This is a genomic window from Streptomyces sp. NPDC043738, from assembly GCF_056436545.1.
This window is the reverse complement of record NZ_JBWKCJ010000049.1, coordinates 21,143-32,472: the sequence shown is the minus strand read 5'-3', so window position 1 is coordinate 32,472 and position 11,330 is coordinate 21,143. Positions and strand designations below refer to the sequence as shown.

The 11,330-nt window shown below is 69.8% G+C and carries 11 protein-coding genes; 3 read left to right on the top strand and 8 right to left on the bottom strand.

Going from position 1 to position 11,330, the window contains the following annotated elements:
* Positions 1–180 precede the first annotated feature (180 nt).
* The gene (locus tag AC0680_RS36625) at positions 181–1,494 is read left to right on the top strand and encodes a PTS transporter subunit EIIC (protein WP_478637356.1); all 1,314 of its coding nucleotides are present in this window, start codon (positions 181–183) and stop codon (positions 1,492–1,494) included.
* Between the two features lie 276 nt (positions 1,495–1,770).
* Positions 1,771–3,042: a PTS transporter subunit EIIC gene (locus AC0680_RS36620; RefSeq protein WP_478637355.1), complete on the top strand. Its 1,272-nt coding sequence runs from the start codon at positions 1,771–1,773 to the stop codon at positions 3,040–3,042.
* 305 nt (positions 3,043–3,347) lie between these two features.
* Here the strand turns inward: AC0680_RS36620 and AC0680_RS36615 are convergent, their stop codons facing one another.
* The 8 genes from AC0680_RS36615 to clpS form a co-directional block, all read right to left on the bottom strand.
* Complete coding sequence (locus AC0680_RS36615; protein WP_384440685.1) at positions 3,348–4,100, bottom strand: MBL fold metallo-hydrolase; 753 nt, start codon at positions 4,098–4,100, stop codon at positions 3,348–3,350.
* A 405-nt stretch (positions 4,101–4,505) separates the two neighbouring features.
* Positions 4,506–5,456, bottom strand: a complete 951-nt coding sequence (locus AC0680_RS36610; RefSeq protein ID WP_384491778.1) for a PLP-dependent cysteine synthase family protein — start codon at positions 5,454–5,456, stop codon at positions 4,506–4,508.
* Between the two features lies 1 nt (position 5,457).
* Positions 5,458–5,736, bottom strand: a complete 279-nt coding sequence (locus tag AC0680_RS36605; protein WP_468983479.1) for a MoaD/ThiS family protein — start codon at positions 5,734–5,736, stop codon at positions 5,458–5,460.
* 132 nt (positions 5,737–5,868) lie between these two features.
* On the bottom strand, positions 5,869–6,042 hold the full coding sequence (locus AC0680_RS36600; RefSeq protein ID WP_384440676.1) for a putative leader peptide: 174 nt from the start codon (positions 6,040–6,042) through the stop codon (positions 5,869–5,871).
* A gap of 210 nt (positions 6,043–6,252) precedes the next feature.
* Positions 6,253–6,678 carry a M67 family metallopeptidase gene (locus tag AC0680_RS36595; RefSeq protein ID WP_478637353.1) on the bottom strand — a complete coding sequence of 142 codons (426 nt, stop codon included), beginning with the start codon at positions 6,676–6,678 and terminating at the stop codon, positions 6,253–6,255.
* Positions 6,679–6,782: 104 nt separating this feature from the next.
* Positions 6,783–8,234, bottom strand: coding sequence for an amino acid permease (locus AC0680_RS36590; protein ID WP_478637352.1), 1,452 nt, complete (start codon positions 8,232–8,234; stop codon positions 6,783–6,785).
* Positions 8,235–8,785: 551 nt separating this feature from the next.
* Positions 8,786–9,379: a DUF2017 domain-containing protein gene (locus AC0680_RS36585; protein ID WP_478637351.1), complete on the bottom strand. Its 594-nt coding sequence runs from the start codon at positions 9,377–9,379 to the stop codon at positions 8,786–8,788.
* Positions 9,376–9,729: an ATP-dependent Clp protease adapter ClpS gene (clpS, locus tag AC0680_RS36580; RefSeq protein WP_384440664.1), complete on the bottom strand. Its 354-nt coding sequence runs from the start codon at positions 9,727–9,729 to the stop codon at positions 9,376–9,378. Before clpS ends, AC0680_RS36585 begins: the two co-directional genes overlap by 4 nt.
* Positions 9,730–9,996: 267 nt before the next feature.
* Here clpS and AC0680_RS36575 point away from each other — a divergent pair, with 267 nt between their 5' ends.
* Positions 9,997–11,325, top strand: coding sequence for a nicotinate phosphoribosyltransferase (locus AC0680_RS36575; RefSeq protein WP_478637350.1), 1,329 nt, complete (start codon positions 9,997–9,999; stop codon positions 11,323–11,325).
* Positions 11,326–11,330: the final 5 nt, after the last annotated feature.

Sequence of the window (11,330 nt, the reverse complement as noted above, 5' to 3'; positions counted from 1 at the left end):
CCTCCCCCCTTCTCCCCCCCCCCCCCACCCCCCTCCCCCCCCCCCCCCCCCTCCCCCCCCCCCCCCCCCCCCCCCCCCCCCCCCCCCCCCCCCCCCCCCCCCCCACCAAGTGGTCTACACCATCAGTATGCGGCAAGCGCCGGGGCGGTTGCCGACGGGCCGACCGCCGGGAGGAGGCAGATGAGCTCGAACGCGGCGGCTCCGGCACCGGGGAGGAGCTGGGGGGCCAAACTCTTCCAGGGGCTGCAGAAGATGGGGCGCAGTCTGCAGCTGCCGATTGCCGTCCTGCCCGCCGCGGGCATCCTCAACCGTCTGGGCCAGCCGGACGTGTTCGGCAAGGACGGGCTGGGCTGGGACGCGGTGGGCACGGTGTTCGCGGCGGCCGGCGGTGCGCTGCTGGACTCGGGGCTGGGGCTGCCGCTGCTGTTCTGCGTCGGCGTGGCGATCGGCATGGCGAAGAAGTCGGACGGTTCGACGGCGCTGGCCGCGGTAACCGGCTTCCTCGTCTACTTCTCGGTGCTGCACGCTTTCCCGGCGGGCTGCGCCGCGGGCCAGACGTACACCCAGGCGGGGCTGTGGAGCGGGGTGTGCGTGGATTCCGGGGCGAAGGTGACGCAGGCCGCGTTCCAGAATCCGGGGGTCTTCGGCGGCATCGCCATGGGCTTCGCGTCCGCCTTCTTCTGGATGCGCCTGCACCGGGTGAAGCTGGTGGACTGGCTGGGGTTCTTCAACGGCCGCCGGCTGGTCCCGATCGTCATGGCGTTCATCGGCCTGGTGTTCGCGGTGGCGTGCCTGTTCGTCTGGCCGCCGATCGGTGATGCGCTGACCGGTTTCAGCGAGTGGCTCTCGGATCTGGGTTCGTGGGGCGCGGGCCTCTTCGGCGTCGCCAACCGCGCCCTGCTGGTGGTGGGCCTGCACCAGTTCCTGAACACCTTCGTCTGGTTCCAGTTCGGCAGTTTCACCAAGCCGGACGGCACGGTCGTCCACGGCGACATCAACCGCTTCATGGCGGGCGACCCGAGTGCGGGGCAGTTCACCACGGGATTCTTCCCGATCATGATGTTCGCGCTGCCGGCGGCGGCCCTGGCGATCGCGCACTGCGCCCACCGGCATCGCCGCAAGGAGATCGCGGGCATGATGCTCTCGGTCGGCCTGACGTCGTTCGTGACGGGCGTGACCGAGCCCATCGAGTACGCGTTCATGTTCGTCGCGCCGGCGCTGTACGTACTGCACGCCGTGCTGACGGGTGTGTCGATGGCGGTGAGCTGGGCCCTGGGGGTGCACGACAGCTTCAGCTTCTCGGCGGGGCTGATCGACTACGTCATCAACTGGGGGCTGGCGACCAAGCCCTGGCTGCTCATTCCCATCGGCCTGTGTTTCGCGGCGGTCTACTACGCCGTCTTCCGCTTTGTGATCACGAAATTCGATCTGCCGACGCCGGGCCGCGAACCGGATGAGATCGGCGATGCGATGGAGCGGGAGAACATCAAGTAAGGCCTCCGCGACCCCGGCGGATTCCCGGCCCGCTTGCCCGCCGATCACGGCTCTACGGCGTCCCACCTGGCCTTCTGTGCCGCGCCCTGGGGCCCTTGAGCGGCCCGACTCGGGGGCCGGTCGCCATGTGGTCCACACCACTTGGAAGAATGGATTCCTTTGCGCCGGGCCTCCGTGCTAAGAATGGTCTAAACCACCGGTGGTGTAGACCAAGGTGTAGACCAACGAGCGGGCCGTCCCCCCTTTTCGAGCGCCCGCCTCTCCAGGAGGAATCCGATGAGTTCGGCCACCGCCACGGCGGCCCCCGAGAAGAAGGGCCGCGGCTCCAAAGCCATGGCAGTGGCCCAGCGCATCGGCCGCAGCCTCATGCTGCCGATCGCCACGCTGCCCGCGGCCGCGCTGATGGTCCGCCTGGGCCAGGACGACATGCTCGGCCGGGAATCGCTCCCCGCGTTCCTGAACAAGATCGCCGAGTTCATGGCGGCGGGCGGCGGCGCACTCCTGGACAACATGCCGCTGCTGTTCGCGGTGGGTATCGCCATCGGCTTCGCCAAGAAGGCGGACGGCTCCACCGGACTGGCCGCCGTCGTCGGCTACCTGGTCTTCAGCAAGGTGCTGGCGACGTTCTCGGACGACAGCCTCGCCAAGGTCGACAAGGTGGTCGACGGCAAGATCGTCCAGGTCGCCCAGCCCGCCGACGCCAAGGTCCTCGGCGGCGTGGTGATGGGCATCGTGGTCGCCCTGCTCTACCAGCGCTACAGCCGCAAGCGGCTCCCCGACTGGCTGGGCTTCTTCAGCGGCCGCCGCCTGGTCCCGATCCTGGCGTCCTTCGCGGGTCTGCTGATCGGCATCGTCTTCGGCTACGTCTGGCCGGTCCTCGGCGCCGGACTGCACAACTTCGGCGAATGGCTGGTCGGCTCCGGCGCCGTCGGCGCGGGTATCTTCGGCGTCGCCAACCGCGGTCTGATCGCGGTCGGCATGCACCACCTGCTGAACTCCTTCCCCTGGTTCCAGGCCGGCGACTACGACGGCAAGCACGGCGACATCGCCCGCTTCCTCGCCGGCGACCCCAGCGCCGGGCAGTTCATGACCGGCTTCTTCCCGATCATGATGTTCGCCCTCCCGGCCGCCTGCCTGGCGATCACCCACTGCGCCCGCCCCGAGCGCCGCAAGGCCGTCGGCGGCATGATGTTCTCCCTCGCGCTCACCGCCTTCGTCACCGGCGTGACCGAGCCCATCGAGTTCACCTTCATGTTCATCGCCCCGGTGCTCTACGCGATCCACGCGGTGCTGACCGGCGTCTCGATGGCGCTGACCTGGGCCCTGGGCATGAAGGACGGCTTCGGATTCTCCGCCGGCGCCATCGACTACGTGCTCAACCTGGGCATCGCGACCAAACCGCTGATGCTGGCACTGGTCGGCCTGTGCTTCGCCGTCGTCTACTACGTGGTCTTCCGCTTCGCCATCACCAAGTTCAACATCCCCACACCGGGCCGCGAGTCCGACGAGGAGATCGCCGAGCTGGAGAAGGCCCAGTTCAAGGCCTGAGCCGCACCGGCACGAACGCCGAAGGGCCCCGGAACCGTCTGGTTCCGGGGCCCTTCGGCGTCGGCCCTTCGGCGTCGGCCCTTCGGCGTCGGCCTTTCGGCGCTGGCCCTTCGGCGTCGGCCTTTCAGCGCTGGCCCTTCGGCACTCGTTCGCACCTCACGCGCCCCCGAGTGGGTTCGCACCTCTCGCGCCCCCGACACACGGGAATACCGCCCCGGCCCACCCCGTTATGGCCCCACAGGGGGCCCTCGCATCCCCTAGGGAATGCGTTCGCACACGCCCTAATGGCCCCCGGCGCCCGCCGCTCAGATCTCGTACACCGCGCCCGCCTTGGCGACCTCGACCGGGCCGTCGTAGACCTTCTGCGCGTCACGGATGTTGATGTCCGGGTCGGTCCACGGCGGGATGTGGGTCAGCACCAGCCGGCCGGCGCCCGCCCGCCGCGCGTGCTCGCCGGCCTCCCGGCCGTTGAGGTGCAGGTCGGGGATGTCTTCCTTGCCGTAGGTGAAGGACGCCTCGCACAGGAAGAAGTCCGTCCCGGACGCCAGGGCGTCCAGCGCGTCGCACGGGCCGGTGTCACCCGAGTACGTCAGGGAGCTGCCGTCGTGCTCGATACGGAAGCCGAACGCCTCCACCGGGTGGCTGACCCGCTCCGTACGGACCGTGAACGGCCCGACGGTGAAGGTGCCCGGCTCCAGCGTGCGGAATTCGAAGACCTCGCTCATCGCGCCGTCGTGCGGAAGATCGGCGTGCGCGACGGTCAGCCGGCGCTCGGTGCCGGCCGGCCCGTAGACCGGCATCGGCGCGCACCGCCCGCCGTCCGGGCGGTAGTAGCGGACCACGAAATATCCGCACAGGTCGATGCAGTGATCGGCGTGCAGATGCGACAGGACCACGGCGTCGAGGTCGTAGAGGCCGGAGTGGCGCTGCAGCTCGCCGAGGGCGCCGTTGCCCATGTCGAGGAGCAGCCTGAAGCCGTCGGCCTCCAGGAGGTAGCTCGAGCAGGCCGATTCCATGGAAGGGAACGACCCCGAGCATCCGACGACGGTGAGCTTCATACGGGCGTGAACCTCCGTGGGCGGGGGCGGTATGGGAGCCTCCCCTGCTCGAACGCCGTTGAGAGCTCGGGGAAGGGTCCATGCGGGGGTCCCGGCGGCCTTACCGGGTCGGTGCCGGGTCCTTGAGCGGTCTGTGCGGTGCCCCGAGCGTAAGGCGCAAAAGGTCGCGTGGCTCCTCCAGCGGGGCGAGCTGTGGGCGGAATCACCAGTCCGGGCTGACGGCCCGTACGCCCGTACGCAGGGCGCCGCCGCCGTGTCCCGCGCCGCACCGCGACCCTCCTGGCCGATCACCCCGGCGCCGCGCCGCCGGGAAAAGCCCGCCGCCGCGGCGGTCGGCCGCGGCGGCGAGGGTCCGGGAGGCCCCGGGAGCGGATCGGCACCGGCCGCACCGCGGCCTTCGGGGGCCTACGCCCAGAGCTGGCCCTGGAGGGTGGCGATGGCCGCCTCCGTCGACTCGGCGGTGTACACGCCGGTGGAGAGGTACTTCCAGCCGCCGTCGGCGACGATGAAGACGATGTCGGCGCTCCGGCCCGCCTTGACCGCCTTCTTTCCGACGCCGATCGCGGCGTGCAGCGCCGCACCGGTGGAGATGCCCGCGAAGACGCCTTCCTGCGCGAGGAGTTCGCGGGTGCGGCGGACCGCGTCCTCGGAGCCGACCGAGAAGCGGGTGGTGAGCACGGACTCGTCGTAGAGCTCGGGGATGAAGCCCTCGTCGAGGTTGCGCAGGCCGTAGACCACGTCGTCGTAGCGCGGCTCCGCGGCGACGATCTGCACGCCGGGCACCTGCTCGCGCAGATAGCGGCCGACGCCCATCAGGGTGCCGGTCGTGCCCAGCCCCGCGACGAAGTGGGTGATCGAGGGCAGGTCGGCGAGGATCTCGGGGCCGGTGGTGGCGTAGTGCGCACCGGCGTTGTCGGGGTTGCCGTACTGGTAGAGCATCACCCAGTCGGGGTGCTCGGCGGCGAGCTCCTTGGCCACCCGGACGGCGGTGTTGGAGCCGCCGGCCGCGGGCGAGGAGATGATCTCGGCGCCCCACATGGCGAGCAGCTCGCGCCGCTCGGAGGAGGTGTTCTCCGGCATGACGCACACCATGCGGTAGCCCTTGAGCTTGGCCGCCATGGCCAGCGAGATGCCGGTGTTGCCGGAGGTCGGCTCCAGGATGGTGCAGCCGGGGGTCAGCCGGCCGTCCTTCTCGGCCTGCTCGATCATGTGCAGGGCCGGGCGGTCCTTGACCGAACCCGTGGGGTTGCGGTCCTCCAGCTTCGCCCAGATGCGGACGTCCTCGGAGGGCGAGAGGCGCGGGAGGCGGACGAGAGGGGTGTTCCCGACCGCCGCCAGCGGGGAGTCGTACCGCACGTCAGACCATTCCGCCGGCCACGGCCGGCAGGATCGTGACGCTGTCGCCGTCGGCCAGCTTGGTGGAGATGCCTTCCAGGAAGCGGACGTCCTCGTCGTTGAGGTAGACGTTCACGAAGCGGCGGAGCTGTTCGCCGTCGACGAGGCGGTCGCGGATGCCGGCGTGCCGGCTCTCCAGGTCCTTGAAGAGGTCGGCGAGGGTGTCTCCGCTGCCCTCGACGGCCTTCTGGCCGTCGGTGTAGGTGCGCAGGATGGTCGGGATTCGGACCTCGATGGCCATGAGGAGTGCTCCTGTGGGAGTGGGTGCGGTGGCAGGTGCTGTACGTCCCGTCGCACGGCGGCAGGCGTGCCGGGTGGCGGGGAGAGTGCTTCGGTGCCGGTGGCGCGCGCCGCGCGCCTGATGCGGGCCGGGTCAGACGGCGGCGCAGCGCGGACACATGGCGCTGGACAGGCGGCACAGATCGACGTGCAGCCGTGCGGCTCCGCAGCCGAACGCGCCCAGCAGGGCGGATGCGGAGCGACGCGTGGCGAGCGGAGCGTGCAGCAGCATGCCCGTCCTCTTCTCGCTCACGTCGTGGTCAACCATGCGGTCATCGTATCGATTCCCGGTCCGGGTATTGGAACCTCGTCCCATGATGCGGACGTTCGGTGTACGCCAGTTGGGACGCGATCTTGGATGCGGCCTGGGGGCGCCACCGCGGGGCGCGTCCGGAGCAGGTCCGGAGCAGGTCCGGAGCAGGTCCGGAGCAGGTCCGCAGGGCGCCGGGAGCACGCCCGCCCGTGCGCCCGGAGCGCCTCAGGAGTACGCCGGCACGACCTCGACCTCCTCCTCGGTGACCTCGCCGTCGACGATCCGGAAGGAGCGGAACTGGAAGGGTCCGGCGTCGTCGGTGTCGGCCGTGGAGACCAGTACGTAGTGGGCGCCGGGCTCGTTGGCGTAGGAGATGTCGGTGCGCGAGGGGTAGGCCTCGGTGGCGGTGTGCGAGTGGTAGATGATCACCGGCTCCTCGTCCCGGTCGTCCATCTCGCGGTAGAGCTTGAGCAGGTCCGAGGAGTCGAACTCGTAGAACGTGGGCGAGCGGGCGGCGTTCAGCATGGGGACGAACCGCTCGGGGCGGCCGGTGCCGGCCGGCCCCGCGACCACGCCGCAGGCCTCGTCGGGGTGGTCCTGGCGGGCGTGCTCGACGATCTGGTCGTAGAGGGCCTTGGTGAGGGTCAGCATGGCGCCAAGAATAGACAGCGGGCCCGTGCGTACCGAAGAGTGGTACGCACGGGCCCGCATGCTGGACAGTCCGGGGATTCACCCCGTTCGTCCGGGTTGGTGCCTCAGTTCTTGGCGTCCTGGCCGGCCGACACGGCCTCCGCCCCGCCCGCGGCGTCCCGCCGCTTGATGGCGAGGTAGCCGACACCCAGGATGACCGCCCACACGGGGGCCGCGTAGAGCGAGATCCGGGCGTCCTTGTCGACGCCCATCATCACGATCACCATGCCGATGAAGGCCAGCGCGAAGAGCGAGGTGTACGGGGCGCCGGGGGCCTTGAAGTCGGACTGCGGCAGCTCGCCGCGGTTCGCCTTGGCGCGGTAGCGCAGCTGCGAGGCCAGGATGACGATCCAGGCCCACATGCCGGAGATCGTGGCGAAGGAGACGACGTAGTTGAACGCCTCGCCCGGCCACTGGTAGTTGATCCACACGCCGAACAGCATCATGCCGACCGAGACGCCGGTGCCCCAGGTGGGCAGCCCGTTCTTGCTCAGCTTGGTGAAGAGCTTCGGGCCCTGGCCGTTGAGCGCGAGGTCGCGCAGCATCCGGCCGGTGGAGTACATGCCGGAGTTGGCCGAGGAGAGCGCGGCGGTCAGCACGACGAAGTTGACGATGCCGGCGCCGGCGGGCAGGCCGATCTCCTGGAAGGCGCGGACGAACGGGCTGACGCCCGGCTCGAAGACCGTCCAGCTGACGACGGACAGGATGATGATCAGCGCACCGATGTAGAAGAGGCCGATCCGCCACGGCACGGTGTTGATGGCCTGGGGCAGGACCTTCTTCGGGTTGGTCGCCTCGCCCGCGGTGACGCCGACGAGCTCGACGGCGAGGAAGGCGAACATCACGATCTGCAGCGTCATCAGCGTGCCGCCGATGCCCTTGGGGAAGAACCCGCCGTCGGACCACAGATTGGTGAAGGAGGCGGTGTCACCGGCGTCGGAGAAACCGAGCAGGATCACGCCGAGGCCGATCAGGATCATGCCGATGATCGCGGTGACCTTGACCATCGAGAACCAGAATTCCAGTTCACCGAAGATCTTCACGGAGATCAGGTTGATACCGAAGAGCGCGCACGTGAAGACGAGCGCCGAGACCCATTGCGGTATGCCCTCGTTCCAGTACTGCACATACGTGGCGGCGGCGGTCACTTCCGTGATGCCGGTGACCACCCAGAACAGCCAGTACGTCCAGCCGGTCACAAAGCCGATGAACGGGCCGAGGAATTCCCGGCCGTACTCCGAGAACGAGCCGGAGACGGGCCGGTACATGAGCAGTTCGCCCAGGGCCCGCATGATGAAGAAGATGACCAGACCCACGATGGCGTAGGCGAGGATGATGCTCGGCCCGGCTTTGGAGATCGCCTTTCCGGCGCCCAGGAAGAGGCCGGTACCGATGGCGCCGCCAATGGCGATCATCTGGATCTGACGGTTTCCCAGCCCCCGCTGATAGCCCTCTTCAGGGGCATTTCCAGCTGCCTCGTTGCCGTCGTGCTGCTTGTCGACCTGCACAGAGGTCATGAATGGTGTGCCTTTCTCCATACCGACCCGGTCTGTCCGGATCGGGTCCCGATCCCCCCGGATGGAGTTCCTGCACGCCGACGGTCGGCCGGCACAGCGCTCCCGCGGCGACAGGGGTGGTGTCACTCACGGCAGGTCGTGAACATTTATCACGCAACTTCGTTGATCGCCTAGGGATGCCGCGCACCACAAGGCCAGCAGAACGGGACGAACGCCGCAGAAACCTACAGGATGTCCGGGTTGGTGTGATGCGATCGTTATCCGGATTTGAGCATCCGCTGAGCGAACGCCGCGCGCCGGCATCCGGGTGGTACGCCCCGGTGTGCCGGAATCTGATCCGCCGGTTCGACTCCTCAGCGCCGGTTCGACTCCTCCGGCTCGCCCCTCGCCGTCGACGCGACCGCTCACCGTCGGCTCAGCCACACACCTTCGGCCGTCGGCTCAGCCACACACCTTCGACCGTCGGCTCAGCCACACACCGTCGGCTCAGCCACGCACCATCGGCCGTCGGCTTCAGCCACACCCCATCGACTCAGCCGCACACCCTCGGCTCACCCCATCAGCGACTCGACGAGCGTCTCCTGGAGACCGCCGAGCCAGAGATAGGCCATCACCATCGGCTTGCGCGGATCGCTGTCCGGCAGGCGCAGCAGCTCGCCGCCGTCGTCCTCGTCGGTGACCTCCAGGCGGGTGCCGATGGCCAGCCTGAGGTCGTTGAGGGCGCCCAGCCACTGCCGGCACTCGTCGGGCTTCAGCCGCAGCACGGCGTCTCCCCCGGCCGGCGACAGCGTGTCCAGCCCGCGGATCAGCGCCAGGGCGTCCTCCCGCTTGCGCGAGCGCAGGTCGTTCTCGGTGTAGCGGCGGAACTCGGCGGAGGCGGCGCGTACGTCGTCATCGGGGACGAGGTCGGGACCGCCGTAGGCGTCGGGGAAGAGGCGGGCCAGCACCGGGTCGGCGGGCGGCTCGCTGGGGCCGTCGTTGAAGATCGACGCCAGCAGGTCCTCGTCCTCGCCGCCGGCGGGCTGCTCGCCCGGCCCGATCAGCTCCATCAGCTGGACGGCCAGGCTGCGCAGGATGGAGATCTCGACCTCGTCGAGGGGGACGGCGGCGCCGCCGTCGGGCAGCGGCTCGAAGTGCCCGGTCATCGGCGGTCCTGCTGCAGGGTCGCCCACAGGCCGTAGCCGTGCATGGCCTGCACATCCCGTTCCATTTCCTCACGGCTGCCGCTGGAGACCACCGCGCGGCCCTTGTGATGGACGTCGAGCATCAGTTGGTGCGCCTTGTCCTTCGAGTAGCCGAAGTACGTCTGGAAGACATAGGAGACGTAGCTCATGAGGTTGACGGGGTCGTTGTGGACGATCGTGACCCACGGGACGTCGGGTTCGGTGACCTCGAAGGGGGCCTCGCTCGACTCGGGACGCTCGATCTCGACCGGGACGCTGAGCGTGCAGCGATACGGCCGGAGCGTGATCGTGGGGGACGGGTGGGCGCTCACAGGCCCCATGCTGCCACCCGGGGGCGGACGGTGCACAAACGCCCCTCGGGCGTGCCGCGTCGGCGCGTTGCGCACACCCGCTCCAGGGGGTGACGCGCACCCGCCCCCGGGGGTGACACACGCTCGCCCCCGGTGGGCGACACACACACGCCCCGGGGGGTGACACACAAGCGCCCCCCGGGGGACCCAAAGGCTCCTCGGAGAATAAGCGGAGGCCTCCATCCCACTATCGTCAAAGTGACGAGTAATGGGGGTAGCATCTTCTGCATGAACACAGCAGACCTGGGGCTGCCGGTGGCCGTGCCGTCGACTGCGCTCTTCACCGACCAGTACGAACTCACCATGCTGCAGGCCGCGTTGCGGTCCGGCACCGCGGACCGCCGGTCGGTCTTCGAGGTCTTCACCCGCCGACTGCCCGAGGGCCGCCGCTACGGCGTGGTGGCCGGCACCGGCCGGGTGCTGGACGCGGTGGAGAACTTCCGCTTCGACGAGACGATCCTCGGCTTTCTGCGCGAGCGCGGCATCCTCGACGAGCCGACCCTCCAGTGGCTGGCCGACTTCCGCTTCCGCGGCGACATCTGGGGCTACCCGGAGGGCGAGGTCTACTTCCCCGGCTCCCCCATCCTGCGGGTCGAGGGCACCTTCGCCGAGGCGGTCCTCCTGGAGACGGTGATCCTCTCGATCCTCAACCACGACTCCGCGGTGGCCGCGGCCGCCTCCCGGATGTCGGTGGCGGCCGGCGAGCGCCCGCTGATGGAGATGGGCGCCCGCCGCACCCACGAGCTCGCGGCGGTGGCCGCGTCCCGCGCGGCCTACGTCGGCGGCTTCCACGCCACCTCCGACCTGGCGGCCGGCTTCCGCTACAACATCCCCACCGTCGGCACCAGCGCCCACGCCTTCACCCTGCTGCACGACACCGAACGGGACGCCTTCACCGCGCAGGTCGACACCCTCGGCAGCGGCACGACCCTGCTCGTGGACACCTTCGACGTCACCGAGGCGGTGCGCGCCGCCGTGGAGGTGGCCGGTCCCGGCCTCGGCGCCGTACGGATCGACTCCGGCGATCTGCTGCTGATCGCCCACCGGGTGCGCCAGCAGCTGGACGAGCTGGGCGCCGAGAAGACCAAGATCGTGGTGACCAGCGACCTGGACGAGTACGCCATCGCCTCACTGGCCGCCGCCCCGGTGGACGCGTACGGCGTCGGCACCCAGCTGGTGACCGGCAGCGGGCACCCGACCTGCTCGATGGTCTACAAGCTGGTCGCCCGCGCCGACAGTGACGAGCCGGGCGCCCCGCTGCGGCCGGTCGCGAAGAAGTCGATGGGCGCCAAGACCTCGGTGGGCGGCCGCAAGTGGGCCGCCCGCAGGCTCGACGAGGACGGCGTGGCGTCGGCCGAGGTCGTCGGCACCGGGCCGGTCCCGGCGGAGCTGGAGGACCAGCAGCTGCAGATCCCGCTGGTGAGCGCCGGCATGGTGGTGGCCCGCGAGCCGCTGGACGCCGCCCGCGACCGGCACATCGCCGCCCGCGCCGGGCTGCCGCTGTCGGCGACCCAGCTGTCTCGGGGGGAAGCGGTCATTCCCACCGAGTACATGTAGGACCG